At 44.4% G+C, this 24,725-nt stretch carries 22 protein-coding genes; 14 read left to right on the top strand and 8 right to left on the bottom strand.

The features are described from left to right. Nucleotides 1-234: 234 nt before the first annotated feature. The 7 genes from dapB to AC27KT_RS19195 all read left to right on the top strand — a co-directional run bounded on the left by dapB (nt 235) and on the right by AC27KT_RS19195 (nt 9,885). Nucleotides 235-1,038 carry a 4-hydroxy-tetrahydrodipicolinate reductase gene (dapB, locus tag AC27KT_RS19225; protein WP_487132631.1) on the top strand — a complete coding sequence of 268 codons (804 nt, stop codon included), beginning with the start codon at nt 235-237 and terminating at the stop codon, nt 1,036-1,038. Between the two features lie 372 nt (nt 1,039-1,410). Continuing rightward, nucleotides 1,411-2,541 (top strand): glutamine-hydrolyzing carbamoyl-phosphate synthase small subunit, encoded by a 1,131-nt coding sequence (gene carA / locus AC27KT_RS19220; protein WP_487132629.1) that lies wholly within the window; start codon nt 1,411-1,413, stop codon nt 2,539-2,541. A 13-nt stretch (nt 2,542-2,554) separates the two neighbouring features. Further along, nucleotides 2,555-5,776 (top strand): carbamoyl-phosphate synthase large subunit, encoded by a 3,222-nt coding sequence (carB, locus tag AC27KT_RS19215; RefSeq protein WP_487132627.1) that lies wholly within the window; start codon nt 2,555-2,557, stop codon nt 5,774-5,776. Nucleotides 5,777-5,893: 117 nt separating this feature from the next. Next, entirely contained in the window at nt 5,894-6,370 is a 477-nt protein-coding gene (gene greA, locus AC27KT_RS19210) for a transcription elongation factor GreA (RefSeq protein WP_014948981.1), read from the top strand. A gap of 435 nt (nt 6,371-6,805) precedes the next feature. Continuing rightward, nucleotides 6,806-8,791, top strand: a complete 1,986-nt coding sequence (locus AC27KT_RS19205) for a methyl-accepting chemotaxis protein (RefSeq protein WP_487132625.1) — start codon at nt 6,806-6,808, stop codon at nt 8,789-8,791. A 72-nt stretch (nt 8,792-8,863) separates the two neighbouring features. After that, nucleotides 8,864-9,403 (top strand): NUDIX domain-containing protein, encoded by a 540-nt coding sequence (locus tag AC27KT_RS19200; RefSeq protein ID WP_487132623.1) that lies wholly within the window; start codon nt 8,864-8,866, stop codon nt 9,401-9,403. A gap of 89 nt (nt 9,404-9,492) precedes the next feature. Then, entirely contained in the window at nt 9,493-9,885 is a 393-nt protein-coding gene (locus AC27KT_RS19195) for a DUF3224 domain-containing protein (protein WP_487132621.1), read from the top strand. Between the two features lie 128 nt (nt 9,886-10,013). On the opposite strand, the gene AC27KT_RS19190 is transcribed toward AC27KT_RS19195, so the two are convergent. Then, on the bottom strand, nt 10,014-10,463 hold the full coding sequence (locus AC27KT_RS19190) for an Hsp20 family protein (RefSeq protein WP_423078345.1): 450 nt from the start codon (nt 10,461-10,463) through the stop codon (nt 10,014-10,016). A gap of 389 nt (nt 10,464-10,852) precedes the next feature. On the opposite strand from AC27KT_RS19190, the gene AC27KT_RS19185 reads away from it, so the two are divergent. Together AC27KT_RS19185 and pta are read left to right on the top strand one after the other, a co-directional pair. After that, entirely contained in the window at nt 10,853-12,034 is a 1,182-nt protein-coding gene (locus tag AC27KT_RS19185; protein WP_487132618.1) for an acetate kinase, read from the top strand. 50 nt (nt 12,035-12,084) lie between these two features. Beyond that, complete coding sequence (gene pta / locus AC27KT_RS19180; RefSeq protein ID WP_487132616.1) at nt 12,085-14,223, top strand: phosphate acetyltransferase; 2,139 nt, start codon at nt 12,085-12,087, stop codon at nt 14,221-14,223. Between the two features lie 181 nt (nt 14,224-14,404). Here pta and lnt read toward each other — a convergent pair whose 3' ends face one another. The 5 genes from lnt to miaB form a co-directional block, all read right to left on the bottom strand. Next, entirely contained in the window at nt 14,405-15,919 is a 1,515-nt protein-coding gene (gene lnt / locus AC27KT_RS19175) for an apolipoprotein N-acyltransferase (protein ID WP_487132614.1), read from the bottom strand. Between the two features lie 105 nt (nt 15,920-16,024). Next, nucleotides 16,025-16,882, bottom strand: coding sequence for a CNNM family magnesium/cobalt transport protein CorC (gene corC, locus AC27KT_RS19170; RefSeq protein ID WP_487132612.1), 858 nt, complete (start codon nt 16,880-16,882; stop codon nt 16,025-16,027). A gap of 116 nt (nt 16,883-16,998) precedes the next feature. Beyond that, complete coding sequence (gene ybeY, locus AC27KT_RS19165; protein ID WP_487132610.1) at nt 16,999-17,475, bottom strand: rRNA maturation RNase YbeY; 477 nt, start codon at nt 17,473-17,475, stop codon at nt 16,999-17,001. Next, a complete protein-coding gene (locus AC27KT_RS19160) occupies nt 17,472-18,554 on the bottom strand; it encodes a PhoH family protein (RefSeq protein WP_487132608.1) in 1,083 nt (360 codons plus the stop codon). Before AC27KT_RS19160 ends, ybeY begins: the two co-directional genes overlap by 4 nt. A gap of 29 nt (nt 18,555-18,583) precedes the next feature. Beyond that, nucleotides 18,584-20,017 carry a tRNA (N6-isopentenyl adenosine(37)-C2)-methylthiotransferase MiaB gene (gene miaB, locus AC27KT_RS19155; protein WP_014948994.1) on the bottom strand — a complete coding sequence of 478 codons (1,434 nt, stop codon included), beginning with the start codon at nt 20,015-20,017 and terminating at the stop codon, nt 18,584-18,586. A 305-nt stretch (nt 20,018-20,322) separates the two neighbouring features. Here miaB and AC27KT_RS19150 point away from each other — a divergent pair, with 305 nt between their 5' ends. The 3 genes from AC27KT_RS19150 (at nt 20,323) to AC27KT_RS19140 (ending at nt 22,265) form a co-directional block, all read left to right on the top strand. Next, nucleotides 20,323-21,522 carry an FAD-dependent monooxygenase gene (locus AC27KT_RS19150; protein ID WP_487132606.1) on the top strand — a complete coding sequence of 400 codons (1,200 nt, stop codon included), beginning with the start codon at nt 20,323-20,325 and terminating at the stop codon, nt 21,520-21,522. Next, entirely contained in the window at nt 21,522-21,698 is a 177-nt protein-coding gene (locus AC27KT_RS19145) for a hypothetical protein (protein ID WP_014948996.1), read from the top strand. Before AC27KT_RS19150 ends, AC27KT_RS19145 begins: the two co-directional genes overlap by 1 nt. A gap of 84 nt (nt 21,699-21,782) precedes the next feature. Further along, nucleotides 21,783-22,265 (top strand): hypothetical protein, encoded by a 483-nt coding sequence (locus AC27KT_RS19140; RefSeq protein ID WP_487132603.1) that lies wholly within the window; start codon nt 21,783-21,785, stop codon nt 22,263-22,265. 77 nt (nt 22,266-22,342) lie between these two features. Here the strand turns inward: AC27KT_RS19140 and AC27KT_RS19135 are convergent, their stop codons facing one another. Further along, the gene (locus tag AC27KT_RS19135) at nt 22,343-22,933 is read right to left on the bottom strand and encodes a TetR/AcrR family transcriptional regulator (protein WP_136781107.1); all 591 of its coding nucleotides are present in this window, start codon (nt 22,931-22,933) and stop codon (nt 22,343-22,345) included. A gap of 149 nt (nt 22,934-23,082) precedes the next feature. Between AC27KT_RS19135 and AC27KT_RS19130 the strand changes: the two genes are divergently transcribed. Continuing rightward, nucleotides 23,083-23,634 carry a carboxymuconolactone decarboxylase family protein gene (locus AC27KT_RS19130; RefSeq protein ID WP_423078335.1) on the top strand — a complete coding sequence of 184 codons (552 nt, stop codon included), beginning with the start codon at nt 23,083-23,085 and terminating at the stop codon, nt 23,632-23,634. Between the two features lie 153 nt (nt 23,635-23,787). Here AC27KT_RS19130 and AC27KT_RS19125 read toward each other — a convergent pair whose 3' ends face one another. Beyond that, the gene (locus tag AC27KT_RS19125) at nt 23,788-23,970 is read right to left on the bottom strand and encodes a hypothetical protein (protein ID WP_136781109.1); all 183 of its coding nucleotides are present in this window, start codon (nt 23,968-23,970) and stop codon (nt 23,788-23,790) included. 206 nt (nt 23,971-24,176) lie between these two features. Here AC27KT_RS19125 and AC27KT_RS19120 point away from each other — a divergent pair, with 206 nt between their 5' ends. Beyond that, complete coding sequence (locus AC27KT_RS19120; protein ID WP_487132600.1) at nt 24,177-24,347, top strand: hypothetical protein; 171 nt, start codon at nt 24,177-24,179, stop codon at nt 24,345-24,347. Nucleotides 24,348-24,725: the final 378 nt, after the last annotated feature.

Raw genomic sequence — 24,725 nt, 5'->3', positions numbered from 1 at the left:
ATACGATTAAATACCGCACTTACCATATCAGGTAGGCAATATGTGGCGGTTCTCATCTGACTAAATTAAAGGATTCAATTAGTTTTATTCAACAAATACATGAATATTAAAAAAGCATAAACCCTTCCCTTGGTTTCTAATTATGCGTATTTAATATGAATCTCGCATTGCAATAGCGTCGGCATTTGGCAAAATGCCCGATAGTTAAAGGTTAATAAAAGTGTAAAGCTCAAAATGAAAGTAGGATTATTTGGCGCCAATGGGCGTATGGGGCGCGTGCTGGTCGAAGCATTGGATTTAAGTGAAGATGCGAAACTTAGCGTAGCGACGGTACGCGATGACTCACCTTGGGTTGGGCTCAACGTAGGAGAGCTTGCCGGGATTGGTAAAAAAGACGTTGATTGTAGCGCGCTATCTGATTTAAGCGGTAACGACGCAGATGTAATGATTGATTTTACTTTGCCTTCGGTGATTGAAAGCAACCTTGCATGGTGCGTTAAAAACAACATGCCCGTTGTAATCGGTACAACAGGTTTGAACGATGCACAGTTAGCGGCACTCGACGAAGCTGCAAAACGTATACCCATCGTATTTGCGGCTAATTACAGTGTTGGCGTGAACTTAATGCTTTCGCTAGTTCGACAAGCCGCCAGTGTATTAGGCGAAACCGCTGACATAGAAATCACCGAAGCGCATCACAGGTTTAAACAAGATGCGCCTTCAGGTACAGCTATGGCTATTGGTGAAGCCATTGCCGATGAGTTGGGGCGCGACTTAAAAACCTGTGCTGTTTACGGCAGAGAAGGAAAAGAGCCTGAGCGCGACCAAGGTACCATTGGCTTTGCCACAGTTCGCGCCGGAGACATCGTTGGCGAGCATACCGCATTATTTGCGGATATTGGTGAACGCTTAGAGATTACGCACAAAGCATCAAGCCGATTAACTTTCGCAAAAGGTGCTGTTCATGCAGCAAAGTGGTTGTATGGAAAACAACCTGGTCTATACTCCATGGTTGATGTACTTGATTTAAAGCTGTAGGCGTTTTTGGATGTTAGCGTGCAATAGCTTAAAGGCATGCAAACTCGAAGGCGTTATCAAAGTGTTAAACTAAAGTTGCACTTTAAATGAGCAATAAACCGCACTTTCGGTGGTTCTGCGCAAAAAAGGTGGTAAGAGCGTTATTTTAGTAAATTATTACAAATAAATTTGCCATTTTCGGTCAGTGATGTATACTCGCCGGAATTTGCCAGAATTTCGTATTCTGAGGCCGGTAAAACGGCTGAAGAGTGCGGTTTTATTAGCTGCAAAGATCGTAAAACGGGATGTATTGTTATCAATAACTCCCGTTTTTTGTGGGGTTTGTGCAGAAAACTGCACAAACACATAGTTATCCTTAATCTGGAGGTTGACTTGGCTAATTCTGCCCTTTTGGTGTTAGAGGATGGTTCTGTTTTTAAAGGTACGGCGATAGGCGCTACAGGCTCCGCCGTTGGGGAAGTTGTTTTTAATACTTCCATGACCGGCTATCAAGAAATTCTCACCGACCCATCCTACGCTGAACAACTCATCACCCTTACTTATCCACACATTGGCAACACCGGCACTAACGAAGAAGACGTCGAAGCAGATAAAATCTGGTCGAAAGGTCTAATCATCCGTGACCTACCTCTTGTTGCTAGTAACTTTCGTCAACAGCAAACTTTGTCTGAATACCTTAAAGCGAAAGGCGTTGTGGGTATTGCTGATATTGATACACGTCGCTTAACGCGTATCTTGCGAGACAAAGGTGCACAAAACGGCTGCATTATTTGCTCAGATGAATTAGACGAGTCTAGCGCACTGGCGCAAGCAAAAGCTTTCCCTGGCCTTAAAGGCATGGATTTGGCAAAAGTAGTAAGCATTACTGAGCCTAAAACATGGACTGAAGGCAGTTGGGCACTTGGCAAAGGCTACGTAACACCAAGTGAGTTCAAATATCACGTTGTTGCTTACGACTACGGTGTTAAAAACAACATTCTTCGCATGCTGGCTGACCGCGGTTGTAAAGTAACTCTGGTACCAGCGCAAACGCCCGCAGAAGATGTGCTTGCCATGAATCCAGACGGTGTATTTTTGTCAAACGGCCCGGGCGACCCTGAGCCATGTGATTATGCAGTAACCGCCATTAAAACTATTGTCGAAACCGGTACGCCAGTATTTGGTATTTGTCTTGGTCACCAGCTGCTTGCTATCGCAAGTGGTGCAAAGACAGTTAAGATGAAGTTTGGTCATCACGGTGCAAACCATCCGGTGAAAGACCTTAAGCGCAATGTAGTTATGATCACCAGCCAAAACCACGGTTTTGCTGTAGATGAGTCTAGCTTGCCAGATAACCTAGAAGTAACTCACATTTCGTTGTTCGACAAGTCGCTGCAGGGGATTCACCGCACCGACAAGCCTGCGTTCAGCTTCCAGGGTCACCCTGAAGCCAGTCCAGGTCCTCATGAAGCGGCGCCGTTATTCGACCACTTCATCGAACTTATTGAACAACACAAGCAGTAGGAATTAGCCAACTATGCCAAAACGTACCGACATACAAAGTATTCTTATCATTGGTGCTGGCCCTATTGTTATTGGCCAGGCTTGTGAATTCGACTATTCAGGCGCGCAAGCGTGTAAAGCCCTTCGCGAAGAAGGCTACCGTGTTATTTTGGTTAACTCTAACCCAGCAACCATCATGACCGACCCAGAAATGGCAGATGCAACTTATATCGAGCCTATTCATTGGGAAGTAGTTCGCAAGATCATCGAAAAAGAGCGTCCAGATGCCATCTTACCTACAATGGGTGGTCAAACTGCGCTTAACTGTGCGCTAGAGCTAGATAAGCATGGCGTACTAGAAGAATTCGGCTGTGAGCTTATCGGTGCTACGGCAGATGCTATCGACAAAGCAGAAAACCGCGAGCGCTTTGATAAAGCGATGAAAAACATCGGTCTTGAGTGCCCACGTGCGGAAATCGCGCACACCATGGACGAAGCGCACGATGTATTAAGCCGCATCGGCTTCCCTTGTATTATTCGTCCGTCTTTCACCATGGGTGGAACTGGTGGCGGTATCGCGTACAATATTGATGAATTTAACGAAATTTGTCATCGCGGGCTTGACCTTTCTCCTACCAACGAGCTACTTATCGACGAGTCGCTTCTAGGTTGGAAAGAATATGAGATGGAAGTAGTACGCGATAAAGCAGATAACTGCATTATTGTATGTACTATCGAAAACTTCGACCCAATGGGCGTGCATACAGGCGACTCAATCACAGTTGCCCCAGCACAAACCCTGACTGACAAAGAATTCCAGCTAATGCGGAATGCAGCAATGGCTGTACTGCGCGAGATTGGTGTTGAAACCGGTGGTTCAAACGTACAGTTCGGTGTAGATCCGAAAACTGGTCGTGTAGTAATCATCGAAATGAATCCTCGCGTATCGCGTTCATCAGCGCTTGCTTCGAAAGCAACAGGTTTCCCAATTGCGAAAGTAGCAGCGAAACTTGCGGTAGGTTATACGCTAGATGAATTAGCAAACGACATTACAGGTGGCCTAACGCCAGCGTCTTTCGAGCCGTCTATCGACTACGTAGTGACTAAGATCCCACGCTTTAACTTTGAGAAGTTTGCCGGTGCTAACGACCGACTGACTACCCAAATGAAGTCGGTAGGTGAAGTGATGGCCATTGGCCGTAACCAGCAAGAATCACTGCAAAAAGCCCTTCGCGGTCTTGAAGTAGGTGCGACAGGCCTTAACCCAATGGTTGATCTTGAAGACCCTGAGTCACGCAATAAAGTGGTTTATGAACTTCGTCAACCTGGTGCAGAGCGTATTTGGTACATCGGTGATGCATTCCGTATGGGCATGACGGTTGAAGAGGTATTTAACCTTACCAATATCGACCGTTGGTACCTTGTGCAGCTTGAGGACCTTATTCTTCTTGAAGCCAAAGTAGCAGAGCTTGGCTTGCCAGGTATTGATGCTGACTTCATGCGCGCACTTAAGCGTAAAGGTTTCTCTGATGCGCGTCTTGCTGAGCTAACCAAAGTGGCAGAAAGCGATATTCGTGAGACTCGTCGCGGTTTTGGTATTTCTCCTGTCTACAAGCGTGTAGATACTTGTGCAGCAGAATTCTCTACCAGTACAGCTTACATGTACTCAACGTATGACGAAGAGTGTGAAGCAGCGCCAACTGACAAAGACAAGATCATGGTTTTGGGCGGCGGTCCAAACCGAATTGGTCAAGGTATTGAGTTCGACTACTGCTGTGTTCACGCGGCGCTTTCAATGCGTGAAGACGGTTACGAGACCATTATGGTTAACTGTAACCCTGAGACAGTATCTACCGATTACGACACATCAGACCGTCTGTACTTCGAGCCAGTAACGCTGGAAGATGTACTTGAAATCGTTGCTAAAGAGCAGCCGAAAGGCGTTATCGTGCAATATGGTGGTCAAACGCCACTTAAACTTGCGCGTGCACTAGAGGCAGCGGGTGTACCGGTTATAGGTACCTCACCAGAAGCGATTGACCGTGCTGAAGACCGTGAGCGCTTCCAGCAAATGGTGAACAAGCTTAATCTTAAGCAGCCTGCAAATGCTACCGTAACAAACGTTGAGCAAGCGCTAACTATGGCTGAAGAAATTGGCTTCCCACTGGTTGTTCGCCCAAGCTACGTGCTAGGTGGTCGTGCGATGGAAATCGTCTATGACATCAAAGACCTTAAGCGTTACCTAAACGAAGCGGTTAAAGTGTCTAACGACGCGCCAGTATTGCTAGACCGTTTCTTAGATGATGCTATCGAAGTTGATATCGACGCTATTTGCGACGGTAAAGACGTAGTGATTGGCGGCATCATGGAACACATTGAACAAGCGGGTGTTCACTCTGGTGACTCTGCGTGTTCATTGCCTCCACACTCGCTTTCAAAAGAGATTCAAGATGTCATGCGTGAGCAAGTTAAAGCCATGGCGCTTGAACTTGGCGTTGTCGGTTTGATGAATACACAGTTTGCGATTAAAGATGGTGAAGTATACCTAATTGAAGTTAACCCTCGAGCAGCACGTACCGTTCCATTCGTATCTAAAGCAACGGGTGTACCTCTTGCTAAAGTTGCAGCACGTGCCATGGCTGGTGTGAGCTTAGCCGAGCAGGGCGTAACAGAAGAAGTGATTCCACCTTTCTACTCTGTGAAAGAAGTGGTGCTTCCATTTGCTAAGTTCCAAGGTGTTGACCCACTGCTAGGCCCAGAGATGCGCTCTACGGGTGAAGTAATGGGCGTTGGCGATACCTTCGAAGAAGCTTATGCGAAGGCTAACTTGGGTGCCGGTGCGCCACTACCTAAGCAAGGTAAAGCACTTATTTCAGTACGTGATACCGATAAACCTCGTATGATTGCTCTGGCAAAAGCGTTGGTTGAAGCGGGCTTCAGCATTGAAGCTACCCGCGGTACGGCTACCGAGCTTTATGATGCAGGCATCATGAGTACTGTGGTTAATAAGATGTCTGAAGGCCGTCCTAATATTGTTGATGCAATCAAAAACGGCGAATACGCATATTTGATTAACACAACGGAAGGTCGTCAAGCCATCACCGACTCAGTGTACATTCGTCGTGAAGCCTTGGTAAACAAGGTAACCTACACTACAACGATGAACGCTGCGTTCGCAACTATCCGTGCTAAGTCTGCTGATGACCGCAATAAAGTGGCGTCAGTTCAAGAACTACACGCTAGACTTAAACACTAATGACATACGCTAGGATACGAGGTATCCTAGCGATATTACATTTGTGTGAACGAATAAAAAGTGCGCCTTCGCGGCGCACTTTTCTGTTTAAATTACTAGCTAAGTGAGACGGTATTCATGAGTCAGTATCCAATGACAGCGCGCGGCGCTCAAATGCTGCGTGACGAATTAAATGAGCTAAAAACAAAAACACGCCCACGTATTATCGAGTCTATTGCCGAAGCACGTGAACATGGTGACTTAAAAGAGAACGCTGAATATCACGCTGCCCGTGAACAGCAAAGCTTCTGTGAAGGCCGCATTCAAGATATTGAAGGCAAGCTTTCAAACGCACAGATCATCGACGTGACTAAAATGGAAAATACCGGTAAGGTGATTTTCGGTACTACCGTAACCATTCTAAACGTCGATACCGATGAAGAAACCACCTATCGTATTGTTGGTGATGACGAAGCTGATATTAAGAACAACTTGATTTCGGTTAATTCACCTATTGCTCGCGGCCTAATCGGTAAAGAGCTCGATGATATGGTAACTATTCAAACGCCAGCGGGTGCAGTTGAAGTAGAAATTATCGAAGTCGAGTATATTTAACCCTCATATTACACAGAAGCGCCGAGCAACTGCTCGGCGTTTTTATTTGTGTAAGTAGTTGTAGTGTTGTATAAATAATGTACATATTGGCTAGCGCAAAATATCTACAAACATGCTACAACACGGACGTTTGTACAAAGCACACCTTATATTACCCATATTGTATTTATTTTCAGTGCCGCTTTCATGGGTAATTGGGGCGTTAGTGGATAAGTACTTGCAAGAAATAATTGAAATTTCAAAGATGGTTTAGCTCATACCGCCTGCCGTGATTTACATGTATTTGCCGAGAAAGGCACTGAACGCAATGTCTGTTTGCGCTTATTTTATTGTTTTCTATACTGAAGTGAGCTTTCTATTTATTAGGCAATAAAAGGAGGTGTATCTTTCCTCAATTTTTCTATTGAGCAGTACGGTTTACATGGAGCTCTATCGGTGCGCTTATTTCAACGACTTTCGATACTACAACTGTCTGTGTTGGGGGCGGGCATTCTTTTATTAAGCGTTTCATACCTTTCTTTCAAGGATATCAAGCGGTCATTAGATATCACCAGTGCTGCCTCAACTGATATCGATGTTATAACGCTTATTGCTGCTGTAGAATCAGTGGCCCATCATCATGCGGTAGAGCGCGGCTTGACAGCAGGTTACTTAGGTAACCCAACGGTACAGGGGAAAGAAAAAGTGTATACGCAGCGTCAACATGCAGATGACGCTGCCTCAAAAGTGATATCGTTACTTCAAAATACTGATGTGTACAGCGAACGAGTAGTTAAAATCGTTAATCCACTCATTAGTTACTTACGTGAAAAAGACGCCTTAAGGAGAGAGGTAGATAGTCAAAAAGGTGCTCGGGCCTTCACGTTCTACAGTTCACTGAACGCATCTGCGCTGAACGCTGCAACTTCATTAACTATATATGTCAATAACTTAGCTTCAAAAGAACAGTTGTCTAATGCTATTCTTTTAGCCCAATTAAAAGAGCGGTTAGGGCAACTGCGAGGGAAAGTTAACGGTGCGATAGCGAAACGTGAAGCCAGTGACATTGTAATAAGTGAACTAACGGGTTATCAACAAGAGGCGCAATACCTTGCAGGAAAGCTAAAAAATAGTTTGTCTCATGAGAGCAATGCTGAATTCACAAAAGCTATGACATCGAATAATGCAAAAACGATTGAGCGTACTTTACAAAAGCTTAGTTCGGGGGCAATCGACTTTAATTCCCTTCCAACAAGCAGCGATTGGTTTAGCGCTGCAACGTCGCAAATTAAAGACGTAAAAGCGATACTTGATAATATCTGGGAAAAAGTAAACGAGAATGCGGAACAAATGCACAGGAACGCCATGTTAAGCCTAGTGCTAACGCTAATCATTATTTCTGTTGGCATTGTGGTCATTGCAATTATCTACCGTACGCTGCTGTACATTCTTAATACTCAACTAACGCGCCTTACTCAAAATCTTTCGAAAATTGCCGAAAATGGGGATTTAACAATTGATGTGGAGATGCCGATGCAAAATGAGTTGGGAAGGGTTTCCGTAGCAATTAATACTACGATATTGGCACTGAAAGATGTAATCAAAGGGTTAGAGCAATCAATTGAAGCGAGCTCGCGTCTGTCATCGGAATTAGAAGCATCCTGCACTGAAATGGTACACGATGCAGGTAAAACGCAACAACGATCACTTAATATCGCCTCAGCGCTAGAAGAAATATCGGTAACCAGTACCGATATTGCGAAGTCAGCCTTTGACACATTAGCTGCGAGTAAATCGTTAGATGAATTGGCAATAGAGGCTTTTGATATTAATGAATCAATTAGAATGGCGATGAAGCTCTTAGAAAATGATATGACACACGTTGAGGTGAATGCTGCGGCTATGGAAAAGCAAGTGACTGACATTAGCAGCATACTCGAAACTATTAACACTCTCTCAGATCAGACGAATCTTTTGGCTCTGAATGCTGCAATAGAGGCGGCCCGTGCTGGAGAACATGGTAGAGGGTTTGCGGTTGTTGCCGATGAGGTTCGCAAACTAGCACAGAATAGTCGCGACGCTTCAGCTCAAATAGCTACACTGCTTGCGTCGCTTCAACAAGCAAGTTTGGTGGTTGTCCAGGACGTTAATAAAAGCGCTTCGGCAGTGAAGAAATCGGTTGAAATTACAGGAAGGGGACGGGAGACAGCTGAAAAAGTAAAAGATGCCGCATCTAACGTTGAGCTTATGGCCAACAATATGTCTGCGGCGGCAGAGCAGCAGTCAGTCACAACACAAGAAGTAGCAAAAGATATTGTTGATGTTGAAGCTGCAGCAAAGCATGAAGTGGAGTTGTCTCAAGCGTTATCAAAATTATCTAGTTCAATGAAAGAGAATAATCTTTTACTTAGTCGTACAATTGCTAATTTCACAATTGACTGAGTTGTTTTCATTGCCCACTATGTTGGTCAAGTAACTTTATTAGAATACGTGCGCGAAGTGACGAGGAATACGATGGCAGATATTGAAACGCTTGATTCAAAAGTGGTTTATGAAAACAAATGGCTTCGCGTAAGGGAAGACAAAATTCGTCGCAGTAGTGGAAACGAGGGTATTTACGGCGTGGTTGAAAAGCCTGACTTTGCCATTATTTTGCCGATTGAAGGCGACACCGTGTATATGGTTGAGCAGTACCGCTATACCATCAAAGAACGACAGCTAGAGCTTCCTCAGGGAGCATGGGAAAACAATCCCAGCGCAGACCCGGTTGAGCTTGCAAAAGGCGAGCTTAAAGAAGAGACCGGCTTAACCGCTGAGTCAATGGAGTATGTTGGTTTCCAATATCTTGCATATGGCTTTTGTAATCAGGGATACCATATTTACGTGGCAAAAGGCCTGACTCAAGGTACACAAAAGCTAGATGCAGAAGAGGAAGATTTACGCGTAGTCTCACTTTCTTTGAACACATTAAAAGAGAAAATTAAAACTGGCGAAATTAAGGACGCGAGTACCTGTAATGCTTTGGGTTTAGCCATGCTTAAAGGGTTTATTTAAATGCACTGTTACAATTCTCAGGCTGTCATTTTCTGCACAAGAGGATAGTGTAGGTAAATTTACTACAACGCTAATAAAAAGGGATATTGATGACAATCGAAGGAAGTTTCTCCATTACCCAGTGGGATGAAAACACACTCAGTGAAAAAGCTGAAGGAATTAGGGTGTCACACGCCAGCATTAAGCAGGTGTACTCTGGTGACATGAGCGGTGAGTCAAGTGTTGAGTTCTTGATGTCCTATCAATCGCAGATGTCCGCCAAATTTACGGGTTTTGAAACCTTTATCGGTGTGATCAACGGCTTGCGTGGTGCTGTTACTTTTCAGCACAACGGTAAGTTTGAAAGCGGTATTGCTAGCAGCGACTTCGAATCTATCAAAGGCTCTGCAACGGGAGAACTCGCGGGCAAGACCTTTCGAGGACGTTTTCAGTCAGGAGAGTCGGGTAAAGCTAATTACACCCTTGAGGTAGATGATGCCTAAGTAGTTAGTGATTAGGTAGCTAACGCTTAGCATGCAAGCGTTTGTAGCTTTACTGCTGCGTTTTAAGGCAAAAAAACGGCGCCGTAAGGCGCCGCTAAAAGTTGGGAAACAAACCAAGAAACGACTTATTAGTTCTCAAGTAAACGAGAGCCAATTTCTATTTGACGAGGCTTCTTGGCTTCAGGAATGACTCGCTCCATATCGATATGTAGAAGGCCATTTTCCATATCTGCAGCTAACACTTTTACGTGGTCGCCAAGTTGGAATTTACGCTCAAAGTTACGTTCTGAAATGCCTTTATGTAAGAACTTGCGCTCTTTACTTTCTTTGTTTTCCGCTTCCGTTTTCTTCGTGCCAGTAATTGTTAACGTATTTTCTTCTACTTGAATAGAAACGTCATCTTTACTGAAGCCTGCAATGGCCATGGTTACACGGTATTTGTCGTCGCCAAGTAGCTCGATGTTGTATGGCGGATAGGTGCTTTGCTTCTCTGCACGAGACGCAGCATCAATTAAAGACGCTAGGTGGTCAGAACCAATGAATGAACGGTAAAGTGGAGATAGATCGATAGTACGCATAGTCATATCCTCAAAATTAAGCAATATGTTTAAAAATAAAGTGCCCCGACTTTGCGGCGGCGGTTTTGTCGACCTGACTGTTCAGCGCCGACAAGACATATATAGGAATGGCCCAAAGACTTTTCAACAAAGAAAGGTGAATTTTTTAGAAAAAATTCAAAAAATAAAATAAGTTATTGAAATTTATAAATTATATCCTTAAAGAATTTTTCTGAATCTCGGTGGGTTGTCGTAAGTTCGAAATAGTTCTTTATAAAACCCTATATAAAATAAGTGTATGCGATAATTTTTATAAAACATTTAGCAATTGTTTAACCAACCTGGTTGTTTATAAATGCTACAATTTCATTACTTAAATCGAATTAACACTTTTATTTGTAAATATAAAAATGAAGAAAGAAGTTATAGTTTTAAACTGTGGTAGTTCCTCCGTAAAGTTTGCGATTATTAATGCTGACACTGGAGAGGCTGGCTTGTCTGGTATTGCTGAGGCTCTTGGTAATAGCGATGCAAGTTTGTCGTATAAGTTTAACGGCAAAAAAGAGAAGCAGGCATTGTCGGAAAAAGCAGGGCATACCGAAGCGTTAAACGCCATCTCTGAAATTATCGCAAACACAGGTGTTCAGCCTATTGCAATCGGACATCGTGTTGTACATGGTGGCGAAAAGTTTAAAGGCGCAGCCCTAGTTGATGATAGCGTACTAGAAGCAATCGAAGATTATGCGAGCATGGCGCCGTTGCATAACATGGCTAACCTAAAAGGCATCGTTACTGCTCAAGCTGCATATCCAGACCTACCTCATGTTGTAGTGTTCGACACTTCTTTTTTCCAAACCCTTCCCCAAAAAGCTTTCATTTATGCGCTGCCTATGTCGCTTTATCGCGAGCACGGCATTAGACGTTATGGTTTCCATGGAACCAGCCACAAGTTCATCCTTGATAGCATGGCAAAAATGCTTGAAAAGCCAGTTTCAGATACCAGCATTATTAGCGCGCACTTAGGCAATGGCTGCAGTGTGTCGGCGATAGAAAAAGGTGTGGCGGTAGATACAAGCCTTGGCTTTATTCCTCTTGAAGGCTTAGTTATGGGCACACGCTGTGGTGATTTGGATCCAAGCCTGCCAGGCACATTGCAGAAAAAACTGGGTAAAACCGCAGACGAAATTAGTGATTTATTAAACAAGCAGTCTGGTTTACTCGGTATTTCAGAGCTAAGCAACGACTGCAGAACCCTCGAAGATGCAGCACTTGAAGGTCATGAAGGCGCTCTACTTGCAATTGAAATTTTCTGTTATCGCTTAGCGAAATACATTGCAGGTTATATGGTGGCAGTGCCAACGTTAGACGCTATTGTCTTCACCGGTGGTATTGGAGAAAACTCGTCGCTTATTCGAGAAAAGACGATGGCATACTTCGCTCACTTTGGTATCAGCCTTGATGAGCAAAGAAATACCGACGCACGTTTTGGCCAAGGTGGAAAGATAACCACAGATTCTGCATCAACCGCCGTTTATGTTGTGCCAACAAATGAAGAATGGGTAATAGCGGCTGAAGCTGCAACCTTCGCTTAAATTCAGTGAGTAATGCCAATGCCTAGGTGTTGGCAACAGCAGGAGTAACTATGTCTCGCAAAATTATGTTGATCCCCGTAGGTACCAGTGTGGGCCTCACTACGGTCAGCATGGGCCTTGTTCGTGCCATAGAGGAACAAGGTATAAAGCTCAATTTCTTTAAGCCCGTGGCTCAACCGCGCAAAGGTGACAACGGGGAAGAGCGTTCTACCGCAATTATTGCGCACCATGCAAGCGTATCGCCAATCGAACCGTTCGGACTTGAATACGTTGAGCGAATGATCAGTAACGACAACACCGATGAGCTTTTAGAAGAAATCATTGAGCGCTTTGAAGAAAAAAGTGTTCATGATGCGGTGACGGTTATTGAAGGGCTGGTAACAACCCGCCATCATCCTTACGCTGAGCGTTTGAACTTAGAGATTAGCCGAGCACTTGATGCCGATATCGTATTCGTGGCGGTGCCAGGTAATGAGTCGACCACGGATATTAATCACCGTCTTGAAATCGTTGTAGACACCTATGGCGGCCACAAAAGTCAAAAAGTGGTTGGCTGTATCTTCAACAAGGTTAACGCGCCTTTTGATGAACATGGTCGACTTCGTGCCGATATCGGTGCTATAGAAGCGCCAGAGCATGACGAAGAACGTACAAAGGCGCTGCGCGACTTACCTATTTTCAAGAAAGGGTTGAGTTTACTTGGCACCATCGACTGGAGTGCCGATTTAGTGTCTCCTCGCGCTACCGACGTTTCAAAGCACCTTAATGCTATTTTGCTTAACGAAGGCGAGTTGGCTGAACGACGATTAAGTAGCGTCACTTTTTGCGCGCGCGAAATTCACAATATGACCCACACCTTGAGGCCAGGTGCACTACTTGTGATGTCAGGCGATCGCAACGATGTTTTTGTGTCGTGCTGTTTAGCGGCGTTAAACGGCACTAAGCTAGGCGCGCTTCTACTTACCGGTGGCTATCAGCCCGATGAAAACATTATGGCGCTGTGCAGCCAAGCCATGGAAACGGGCCTGCCTGTCATGCTTGTAAACTCAAATACATGGCAAACAGCCCAAGCACTTCACGCGTTCAATCAAGAAGTACCGGTTGATGACAGCCAGCGTATTGAGAAAGTGATGGTTCATACAGCGGAAAGTTTAGATGCAAGCTGGGTTAATTCACTAACGCAAAAAGTAGCTCGCCAGAAAAAGCTTTCTCCGTCAGCATTTCGCTTCTATCTTACAAACCGTGCAAGGCAGGTAAACAAACGCATTGTGCTACCTGAAGGTAACGAGCCAAGAACCGTTGTTGCGGCTTCTATCTGTGCTAAGCGTGGTTTAGCGCGCCCAGTACTTATTGGCGATGAAACAGAGATTCGCCGTATAGCAGAGCAGCAAGGTGTAGTACTGAGCGATGGAGTAGAAATACTTTCTCCTAGTGAGATAAAAGATGACTATGTCGAAGGTTTAGTGGCACTGCGCGGTCATAAAGGCGTTACTGAAGTAGTTGCTAAAGAGTTACTAGAAGACAACGTGACTTTAGGCACAATGATGCTTCAGCAGGATGACGTAGACGGATTAGTATCAGGCGCAGTAAATACTACTGCGAACACTATTCGCCCGGCGCTACAGTTAATTAAAACAGCTGAAAACGCCTCGTTAGTATCGTCAGTATTTTTCATGCTACTGCCTGATCAAGTTTTGGTTTACGGCGACTGTGCAATCAACCCTGACCCCAACGCACAGCAGCTAGCCGACATAGCAATTCAGTCTGCTGAATCGGCGCAGATGTTTGGCATTGAACCACGAGTAGCTATGATCAGCTACAGTACAGGCTCGTCAGGTGCAGGCAGCGACGTAGAAAAAGTGCGTGAGGCGACTAAAATTGCGCAAGAACTGCGCCCTGATTTACTTATCGACGGCCCGCTGCAGTACGATGCTGCGGCTATTGAAAGTGTGGGTAAAAGTAAAGCGCCTAATAGCCCGGTTGCGGGTAAAGCAAACGTATTTGTTTTCCCAGATCTAAACACAGGTAACACCACTTATAAAGCGGTGCAGCGTAGCTTTGACTTAGTGTGTATTGGCCCAATGTTGCAAGGCATGAGAAAGCCAGTAAACGATTTAAGCCGCGGTGCGTTAGTGGATGATATCGTATTTACCATAGCCCTTACCGCTATTCAGGCGGCGGGTAATTAACGGTAAATTGTGCATCTAATCCACATATATTAAATGAGAGCGGCGCCCTATGTCAGGCGCCGTTTTTTTAAAGACAGCACTACCCCATAATAATTACACGTTCTCCACCCCTGAACAGCAAATGTTTTAGCCGACATGTTTTTAACTTTCCAAAAAACCTTTCAGATTGTGCTCTACAGGTCTAGTTGCGGTTGATATTGCCTTTCTTTAGTATTATTGCAGTAGCAAAAAGTACAGATACTAGTATCCACAAACCCAATTCCTGCAAGTGGTAATAGGGCGTAAATCCGCGTGTTGCCACAACTGGCGCTGAAATATTACCTGCTATGAATTGAGGTAACCGAGCTGTTACTTCACCTTTGTGATTGATAAAAGCAGTTATGCCGTTGTTTGTAGCTCTAACGACGGGGCGCCCTAGTTCGAGTGCGCGCATTTGCGCTATCTGCAAATGCTGAGCAGGGCCATGGGAGTGCCCAAACCACGCGTCGTTACTTACGGTAATGATCATGTCCGTATCTTCATTTACATTTGCCATTACTTGGTGAGGAAACGCAATTTCAAAACAGATAGCGGGCGCTAAGCGAATGCCATTAGCTTCAAGGTTAGCCTGCTGATAGTCACCACGAGAAAATGACGACATTGGCAAGTCGAATAGGGGGGCGAGAGGGCGAAGCCAGTCTTCAAAAGGAACAAACTCACCTACAGGTAACAGGTGGTGCTTCGAAAAACGGTTATTGTGGAAGTATTGGTAATCCGGATACGTAGCATCTGGCGTGCGTTTACCTAGCACAATTAGGTTGTTCCACGCTTCGTCGGTTTCCCAATTATAATTTACAATACCGGTTATAAGTGCGGTGTTCTCTTGAAAGGCTCTTTCATTAACTTTAGCAAGATAAGGTTGTGCCAAAGGCTCAAGCTTAGGAACAGCCGCTTCAGGCCAGATAATCAAGTCGTTATCCCACAAGCTTTCGGTTAAATTCCAATACGTGTCCATGGTTGGGCCATCTTGCTCTGGCAACCAACGCAAGCTTTGCGCAATATTGCCCTGAGCCATGCCTATCGAGTAGGTCTTTTGTGGCTCAACCCAATTATGCTGTTTAAGCAGGTATCCGCTGGTAAACAGACACAGCGCCACCAATGTGGCATTAGCAAAAGTTCGCTTATTATGTATTAAAGCAAATAGGGTAGCACTAATAACGATAAGCGCGCTTATTCCCGTTTCGCCAATAATAGGTGCAAAGCCAGACAGCGGGCTTTCTAACTGGCTGTAGCCTAACGATAGCCATGGAAAACCACTTAACATCCAGCTTCTAAGCCATTCAGCTACAATCCAGAAAAATGGAAGTGCCATAGGCCACAGCTGTGGCGAAAAATATTTTGCAGTGAACTTCGTCGCAAGTGCTGGGTATAGCGCTAAATAACCGCATAGCAATGCCATGAGTGCGATAGAGGCAATAAGCGGAAGGCCACCAAAATCAGCAATGCTCACATGAACCCAGCTTATGCCAGCCCCAAACCAGCCTGCGCCAAATAACCAACCGGCTAAAAACGGGCGATGTTTCAGCTTTATCACCTGACGTATGGCAAGTGCAAGCGTAGGAATAGTTAAAAGCCACATGTTAAAGGGAGCGAAAGCAAGGGTTAAGCTTGCACCACTTAGTAAAAGAAGAAGGTGGGGAGTAAACCGTTTCAGCATAGGGGTCATCTGATCGTGGTTGATAGGATTGTTACATCAACATAGGGTAAGCATACATAAATCATGCTGCCCTATGCTGAAACAGAAGTTGTTTGAATTACTTCACTATTCTAGCGAAGGCACTGAAACCTTAAGCTGAATAAGTCGGCGCTTATCAGAGTTTGTCACTTTAAACTGAATATCGCCAATGGTGATTTCATCATTAGTTTCAGGCATATGACCAAACGCTTTCAGCACAATACCGCCAATAGTGTCGGCTTCCTCTTCGCTAAACTTGGTCTCAAAGAACTCATTAAAATCATCAACTGGGGTTAAGGCTTTAACAGAGTAGGTCGACTTATTTAATGGGCGAATATCATCGGTACCATCATCTTCGGTATCGTATTCGTCTTCAATTTCACCCACGATAATCTCTAGAATATCTTCAATCGTGACTAGACCAGACACACCGCCATATTCATCTACAACAATGGCCATGTGGTAGCGTTGCTGACGGAACTCTTTAAGCAGAACGTCTACGCGTTTACTTTCTGGAACAATAACCGCTGGGCGAAGAATATCGCGAAGGTTGAATTCTTTTTCCGCGTTGAATGCAAAAGCTAAAAGGTCTTTTGCTAATAAAATACCTTCAATGTGGTCTTTATCTTCGCTGATAACGGGAAAGCGGGAGTGGGCAGATTCGAGCATTACAGGTAAAAATTCTTCTACCTTTTGCTCTACATCTATAGTGGTCATTTGAGCGCGAGGGATCATAATATCCCTTACTCGCATTTCATTTACCCCAATTACCCCTTCAATCATTTCACGGGTTTGTGGGTCTATGATTTCGTTTTGTTCAGCATCACTAATAACTGATACCAACTCTTCTTTACTTCTCGGCTCGCCAGAAATTGAATTTTTTAGTTTATCTAACCAACTCTTGCCTGATGAGCCGTTGGTAGAGTGAGGATTATCGTCGCTCATAATGTCCGTTTAATTGTTAGTTCAACGCCAACGTTAAAATGGTTCTTGCTGGTCGTCAATGTTTTATTGTTATTAAGTATTAAAGTGCTTAGCTAACAATGGTTTATGTTGAATTGTTAATTAATAGATTCGTAAGGATCAGCAATGCCAAGGTGCGCAAGAATATCAATTTCCTTGCTTTCCATTTCCTCAGCTTCCGCATCATCAATGTGGTCGTAACCCATTAAATGCAATAGCCCGTGAACCGTCATGTGCGCGTAGTGGTCACTTACTCGCTTTTGTTGCTCTTTAGCTTCTCGGCTAATAACAGGAGCACAAATAACTAAGTCGCCTAATAAGTTAATTTCAATGCCGGGAGGCGCTTCGAAGGGAAACGATAGCACGTTTGTCGGTTTGTCTTTGCCTCGGTACTCATGGTTGAGGTTTTGGCTTTCTGCTTCGTCGGTAAAGCGAATCGTGACTTCTTGCTCTGTTAATCCTTCGTACTTGAGCACGGCGTTAGCCCAACGCTCAAGCTCTGAAGGTGAGGGAATGGCCGACAAAATGGCCTCGTCACCTTCAAATGCTTGCTGTACATCAATAATGGCACTCACGATGCGTTGTCGTCTTTCGTTTGCGTGGCATTATCGTTTTGAGAAGCCTGTTCACGTTGAAGTCGCAACGCTTCTTCTTTACGTGCTTTGCGAAGACGCTCTTGTTCAGCATCGTGCACTTCATAGGCTCTTACGATACGCGCAACCACAGGGTGGCGAACCACGTCTTCAGCGTTAAAGAAGTTAAACGAAATATCATCCACTTCACTTAACACTTCAATAGCATGACGAAGACCTGATTTTGCACCGCGAGGTAAGTCTACCTGTGTGATGTCACCGGTGATCACTGCTTTTGAATTGAAGCCAATACGGGTTAAGAACATTTTCATTTGCTCTACCGTCGTGTTTTGGCTCTCATCTAAAATGATAAAGGCGTCGTTCAGCGTTCGACCACGCATATAGGCAAGCGGCGCAACCTCTATCACGTTGCGCTCCATAAGCTTTTCTACTTTTTCAAAGCCCAACATTTCAAAAAGGGCGTCGTAAAGCGGACGAAGGTACGGGTCAACTTTTTGTGAAAGGTCGCCGGGCAAGAAACCGAGTTTTTCACCCGCTTCTACCGCAGGGCGGGTAAGCAAGATGCGGCGAATTTCTTGTCGCTCTAGCGCATCCACAGCAGCGGCAACGGCTAGGTAGGTTTTACCCGTACCGGCAGGTCCAATACCAAAAGTAATATCGTGGTTTACAATGTTCGCCACATATTGCGCTTGGTTAGGGTTACGCGGCTTAATCACACCGCGCTTGGTCTTAATATTCACTTCTTTGCCGTAGCCGCCGGTTGCGTCTTTTTCAATAACGCGGGCTTCTTGAATGGCAAGATGAACTTGTTCTGCTTCTAGCTCGGGAATACGACCTTTAATAGGCTGGGTTTCTATGTAAAGAAGCTTAAGTAATTCGCTAGCACTTTTTATTTGCTGCGGTTCACCCAACACTTTGAACGCGTTATTGCGGTAGGTAATCTCTACGCCTAACCTGCGCTCAATTTGTTTAATGTTGTCATCAAAGGGGCCACATAAACTCGACAAACGTTTGCTATCTGCCGGTTCTAATTCAAATTCGTTACTAACCAATGTACTCAAGCTACTTTTTTCCTCGCTATAAAATGTATTTAGGCTGGGTTAAATTGACCCACGCCAAGTTCATCGGGCAAATCTGCCTGATGCTTTGCCATGATAGATTGGGGCGAAACGGCAACACGCAAGCCCATTTCACTTTCTCTTCTTACAACTTCGCCACGTAGTGAGTTGGTAAATACGTCAGTGATGTTTACGTCAACGAATTCGCCAATCATGTCTGGTGTGCCTTCGAAGTTTACTACACGGTTATTTTCAGTACGTCCCGAAAGCTCCATTGGGTTTTTCTTTGACGGACCTTCAACCAAAATTCGCTGCTCTGTGCCAACCATATGACGAGCAATACGAAGGGCCTGTTGCGTAATACGCTGCTGTAATAGGTGAAGTCGTTGCTTCTTAGTTTCTTCGCTTACATCATCTACTGCGTCGGCAGCAGGCGTGCCCGGGCGAGCACTGTAAATAAAGCTGAAACTAAGGTCGTAATCGACTGCTTGAATCAAATCCATGGTGGCTTCAAAGTCGGCATCTGTTTCACCTGGGAAACCAATAATGAAGTCGCTCGACAAGCTAATGTTCGGGCGAATTTTCTTCAGCTTACGCATTTTAGACTTGTATTCGATTGCTGTATGGCCACGCTTCATCAAGTTCAATATACGGTCAGAGCCGCTTTGAACAGGCAAATGTAGGTGGTCTACTAACTCCGGTATAGACGCGTATGCTTCTATAATGTCATCAGTAAATTCAACCGGGTGTGAGGTGGTGTAACGAATTCTGTCGATACCGTCTATGGCCGCTACTAATTCAAGCAGCTCAGAGAAACGACAAATTGTACCGTCGTAATTTTCACCGCGATACGCGTTAACGTTTTGACCTAGAAGATTGACTTCACGCACGCCTTGACCTGCAAGCTGAGCGATTTCAAGCAATACGTCGTCAACAGGGCGACTAACTTCTTCACCACGGGTGTAAGGCACAACACAGAACGTGCAGTATTTTGAACAGCCTTCCATAATTGAAACGAACGCCGTTGGACCTTCAGCACGTGGCTCAGGCAAACGGTCGAATTTTTCAATTTCCGGGAAGCTTACGTCAATGACTGACTTTGCGCCGCCCTGAAGCTGATTAATCATTTCAGGCAGGCGGTGCAGTGTTTGTGGACCAAATACTAAGTCTACAAATGGCGCGCGTTGGCGAATAGTATCGCCTTCTTGAGAGGCTACACAGCCGCCCACACCGATAATAAGTTCAGGTTTATCTTGCTTAAGTGTTTTCCAACGTCCCAGCTGGTGGAACACCTTTTCCTGTGCTTTTTCACGAATAGAGCAGGTGTTAAGCAAGATAACATCGGCTTCTTCAGCACTTTCAGCAGCACTGTAGCCATGCGTTGAGTCTAGTAAGTCTGCCATTTTCTCCGAGTCGTACTCGTTCATTTGGCAGCCCCAGGTTTTGATATACAGCTTTTTAGTCATAACAACTATTCGATAACCTGTTAGTGTTCCTGTAAGTGAAAGCAGTTTCACCCTTTTTAAGCAAAGGTCGCTGCCAGAATGTTGTTTTACGAGCAGCGCTTAAATCGCTACGCAAAAAACAGTGATAGTGTCAGTTACAGGAAGATGTTCAAAATAGCCGCATATTTTACCTGTTATGTAAGCATATTCCCAGTATCTTGAGACGATTCGTTAAGAATTGATCTAGGGCATACCAGTTCTACGTTTTACTTCACAGCGCTTTGTGTTTTAAGACATAATGCAAGTGCGTGTTTTAAGGAGAGTAAATGGTCGATTTTTGTATAAATGGTGGCGGAATGGTGGGTGCTGCACTGGCACTCGGACTTGCGCAGCAGCATTTCAAGGTAGTGGTAATTGAGCCTTATTTACCGGCCCCATTTAACCCCGAGGATGGGCCTGACTTAAGAGTTTCAGCTATCAGCGAAGCGTCGGTCACGCTGCTAAAAGCCTTGGGTGCTTGGGACTACATTGCTGCCATGCGCGTTAAACCCTACACCGGTCTTAGCGTGTGGGACGACCCTTCACATCGAACAGATTTCACTGCACAAAGTATCGACATGCCGCAATTGGGCTTTTTTGTGGAAAACCGATTGTTGCAGCTGGGGTGCCACCAAGCATTAAAGCAGTGTGAAAATGTTGAGCTTATCACTGGTCAAATGGTGCAAGATATTCAGTTAGCGAATACGGCAAAGGTCAACCTCTCAAACGGCAGAACCATTGAAGCCAAGTGGCTTGTTGGCGCAGATGGCGCAAACTCACAGGTAAGAAAGGCGGCCGGCATAGGCACCACAGGTTGGCAATATGCGCAGCAGGCAATGGGGATCACCGTTAAGATGGAGAACGCCGTTGAACCTGTAACCTGGCAGCAGTTTACATCAAACGGCCCCAAAGCCTTTTTGCCCATGTTTGATAACTACGCCTCGCTCGTTTGGTATGACTCGCCTGACGAATTAAAACGGATTAAAAGTTTAAAAGCGAGCCAACTTGAAAGTGAAATTCTTAAAACGTTTCCCGATGAATTGACCGAAAATGGCAATCGCTTTTCGGTTATTGATAAAGCGATTTTTCCGCTTACCCGTTCCCATGCTAATCAATACGTTAAAGGCAGATGTGTGTTAGTTGGTGATGCAGCACACACCATTAATCCACTTGCGGGGCAGGGCGTTAACTTAGGGTTTAAAGACGTAGAAGCGTTTCTTTCTGTGAGTTCAGAGTTTAAACCTAATGGTAACGACAGCCACTTGTCGATAATCAATAAAGCATTTTCGCAAAGACTTATCAAAAACTATGAAAGGCCACGTAAACGAGATAACTTGGTGATGATGACGGCAATGGATGGGTTTTACACCTTGTTTAGCAATGACGTTGCCCCCATAAAATGGATAAGAAATCAGCTTCTTTCTGTGGCGCAGCGTATAGAGCCTGCTAAACAAGAAGTGCTCAAGTATGCGATAGGGTTGCGATAATGGAAGTGTTAATTTTACTGGCGGTATTGTTTGGTGCACTGGCATTGATTATACCGCTTATAGAGCGTTCTAAAATGCGAATCAGTAACGAGGATGCAGCAAAATGGGCTAAGTGGATTTGGCCTTTAATGGGAATTTTGCTGATTGCTCAGTTATTGCGGTTGCTGTTCTCTTAGTCGCTTATGCTTGCGTTTAAAAAGCCATAAAGTCTAGGCACTTGCTAATGTTAATTCGCTTGATTTTTAAAAAGGTTCAAAGGAATGACCGTACAATTCTCGCAAGGGTTCTCTAATCAATGTCCACAAGTCAATTTAAAGGGTTATAGCCTTTATTATATTTGGCAAGGGCATCCAGCAGACAAGGGTGAAAAACACTTTTATCAGTTGAAAAGTAAACCTGATCCCGAAAAGGTAGAGGTGATGTCTGCCTGCTGGGATGGCTACACAGGCAGTTACCAGCTAACTGCAGAAGGAAGGCTCATTCTCACTCGGTTTCATTACTTCCTTCCCGACGGTTTGGGCGAGTCTGATGACTTACTTGAGGAGCTGCACGGCGACTTTTACTTAGAGTTTAGAACCCACTTTGAGGGTGATCAGCTATACGTACCTTTCACTGAGGGTAAAGTGGCTATTGACCAGAAACAGTGGGTGGAGATAAAGCGAACCTATATCAATCCGAAATCGAACAACACTGTTTTTTTCGCTTGGTTTAAACGGCTCATACCGAACCGCTTATTTAAATAAACCATCGCCTAATCAATTGATTTCATAGCACTTGTTGTGAAATGTGCAGCTTCACTTTTTGTAAATCTTCATCTACATTAATGGGTTTGTTGCGGCCATTGCCCTTTTAAATCGACCATAACCTTGTCGATCATCTGGGTGGTTGCTAGATTTTCATCTTGCATAAGCGCAAACGCGCGTAAACCCACAAATTGATTTTGAAGCCACTCCGCAGCCAGTTTTGCTGGTGTCTGTTCAGGCAGTTCACCTTTTTCGATACAGGCTTCAATAATATCTCTAAAACCAGCCTTGAGAGTTTGCATGCTCTCAAGTACTGCTTTTTTGGCTATATCACCGATGATATCTAATTCAGCAATAGACTTTACCAGTAAGCATTGGCGCATGTAGCGTTGTTCGTCGGGGCCAGTTAACGCTGTTTCAAAAAAATGATAAAGCGCGCCAAGCGGCGACTCAGCTTCTGCTACCTGCTTCAAGCGTTTTTCACTGTTCTGTGCGTATTGTTCTATGACAAGCTTAAACAAGCCTTCTTTGCTTTGAAAGCGAGCATAGATACTACCCGGGCGCATATCCAATGCCTGCTGAATATCACGCATACCTGCCGCCTGAAAGCCTCGCTGCCAAAAAAGCGTAGTGGCTTTTTCTATAATTTCATCGTGGTCATATTTCATCGCTGCATACCTTATACGTGAATATTTTGAACATGTGTTCAATTATCGCTTGAACGATCGTTCAAGTAAACCTATTATTATCACCATAACGACTTGTGAGGAGCGTAACGCGCCACTCACGTTTTTGTTCACATCAATAGGAGAGTGACATGAGCGACTTTACTTTACACACAAAAGAAACTGCTCCAGAAGCAGCAAAGCCACTAATCGATAATTCTGTAAGCGCATTTGGTATGCTGCCTAACCTTCACGCGGTAATGGCAGAAGCGCCAACGCTACTTGAAGGTTATCAGGTGCTACACAAGCTGGCGCAAGAGACTTCGTTCAACGCAGAAGAGCTAACAGTGGTTTGGCAGGCCGTTAACGTTGAACACGCTTGCCATTACTGTGTTCCAGCACACACAGGCATTGCTAAGAGCATGAAAGTACGCGATGATTTAATTGAAGAGTTACGTAACGACGAAGCTCTGTCTGACAGCAAACTGAATACGCTGAAAGACACCGTGCTTGCCGTTACTCGTGGTCGAGGCAATGTTGACAGCGCGCAGCTAGATGCATTCTATGCTGCTGGCTACAAACACCAGCAGCTACTAGAAATTATTCTTATTTTGGCTCAAAAAGTAATGAGTAACTATACGAACCACTTGGCCGAAACACCGGTTGATGAGCCGTTCAAACAATTTGAATGGTCACCTAAGTAAAATTCGGTAAAGCCTATAAAAACGGAAGCACAGCTTCCGTTTTTTGTTTTAGCCTATCTTACTTACAAAGTGAGAAACGCTGGATAAAAGTGCACGTACTGGCGCAGCTATAATAAGCACAGTTAGTGTGTTTTGAACTGTCGAAGGTAATATTTAGGAAGCCAAAGGTAGTTGAGGACTCAGCTCTTCTACGGTTTCAATTGCGACTAGCTCTTCATAACCTTTCTGCTGCAGTAAGGTTTTCAAATCATCGCAGCTACTACATTTGTTTCTTTTGGCGATAGCCACCGCTTCAATAAAGCACGAGAGGTGAGTTATAGATTGTGCCTGTGTCATGGTCTACTTTACTTCTTTTTTACTTAAATTCGTAATTGATACTTTCAAAACAAGACTATGGCTCAACCTGAAGTCACTCATGTGACAACGCTATGACGCTTTTAAGAAAAAAATAGGAGATAAGATAAATCCCTCTTGAAGTGTATATACGTATGCTATACATTTTTAGCTCGAATGGAGTAAGCTGATCTTACTAAAGAGTTAAAGTGTCTGAGAAAAACAATAAAAAGAAGAAAAAGAATAGTCAGATGATTATTCGCATTAACGACGAAGAGCGAGCGCAATTTATAGCCTTGTGTGAAGAGTTGGATACATCTGCCGCTCGAGAGGTAAGACGCTTTATTCGAGAATATATCGCTAAACATGGCGAACAATAATCGCGTTGCTAAATCATTCTTAGTAAAAGCGACACTACAAACAATGATAAGGACTTAAATCATGGCTAAGAAAAAAGAGCTTAAAAAAGAAATAAAAGTTACAAAAGCTAAAATTGCTAAGCAAGAAGGGAAGCTTAAAAAGCTTAAGAAGAAGCTAAAAAAAGCGTAAGTGCTAAGTAGAACGAAATAGTGTAAAAAGCGAGACTGTAACTAATTTTGTGTAACTGCCTATCTCAATTTACTCTATAGAGAGTTAAGGATAGGCAGATGAACATGAATAAGAAAGAGCTTGAAGCTTTCGCTAAGGAAGCGGCTGAGGGTATTAAAACGCCTGAGGACTTAAACGAATTTAGTCAGATGTTGAAGAAAATCACCGTC

Source organism: Alteromonas sp. 5NW40-0090, assembly GCF_057552975.1.
The sequence above is the reverse complement of the archived record's forward strand: the minus strand, read 5'-3'. Positions and strand labels throughout refer to the sequence as shown.

Coding starts and splice junctions, on each gene's coding strand:
- AC27KT_RS19195 (WP_487132621.1), top strand. CDS start 9,493: ATGACAATCGAAGGAAGTTTCTCCATTACCCAGTGGGATGAAAACACA.
- AC27KT_RS19135 (WP_136781107.1), bottom strand. CDS start 22,933: ATGAAATATGACCACGATGAAATTATAGAAAAAGCCACTACGCTTTTT.
- greA (WP_014948981.1), top strand. CDS start 5,894: ATGAGTCAGTATCCAATGACAGCGCGCGGCGCTCAAATGCTGCGTGAC.
- lnt (WP_487132614.1), bottom strand. CDS start 15,919: ATGCTGAAACGGTTTACTCCCCACCTTCTTCTTTTACTAAGTGGTGCA.
- carB (WP_487132627.1), top strand. CDS start 2,555: ATGCCAAAACGTACCGACATACAAAGTATTCTTATCATTGGTGCTGGC.
- miaB (WP_014948994.1), bottom strand. CDS start 20,017: ATGACTAAAAAGCTGTATATCAAAACCTGGGGCTGCCAAATGAACGAG.
- AC27KT_RS19130 (WP_423078335.1), top strand. CDS start 23,083: ATGAGCGACTTTACTTTACACACAAAAGAAACTGCTCCAGAAGCAGCA.
- AC27KT_RS19145 (WP_014948996.1), top strand. CDS start 21,522: ATGGAAGTGTTAATTTTACTGGCGGTATTGTTTGGTGCACTGGCATTG.
- AC27KT_RS19125 (WP_136781109.1), bottom strand. CDS start 23,970: ATGACACAGGCACAATCTATAACTCACCTCTCGTGCTTTATTGAAGCG.
- pta (WP_487132616.1), top strand. CDS start 12,085: ATGTCTCGCAAAATTATGTTGATCCCCGTAGGTACCAGTGTGGGCCTC.
- AC27KT_RS19185 (WP_487132618.1), top strand. CDS start 10,853: ATGAAGAAAGAAGTTATAGTTTTAAACTGTGGTAGTTCCTCCGTAAAG.
- AC27KT_RS19150 (WP_487132606.1), top strand. CDS start 20,323: ATGGTCGATTTTTGTATAAATGGTGGCGGAATGGTGGGTGCTGCACTG.
- AC27KT_RS19190 (WP_423078345.1), bottom strand. CDS start 10,463: ATGCGTACTATCGATCTATCTCCACTTTACCGTTCATTCATTGGTTCT.
- AC27KT_RS19200 (WP_487132623.1), top strand. CDS start 8,864: ATGGCAGATATTGAAACGCTTGATTCAAAAGTGGTTTATGAAAACAAA.
- corC (WP_487132612.1), bottom strand. CDS start 16,882: ATGAGCGACGATAATCCTCACTCTACCAACGGCTCATCAGGCAAGAGT.
- AC27KT_RS19140 (WP_487132603.1), top strand. CDS start 21,783: ATGACCGTACAATTCTCGCAAGGGTTCTCTAATCAATGTCCACAAGTC.
- dapB (WP_487132631.1), top strand. CDS start 235: ATGAAAGTAGGATTATTTGGCGCCAATGGGCGTATGGGGCGCGTGCTG.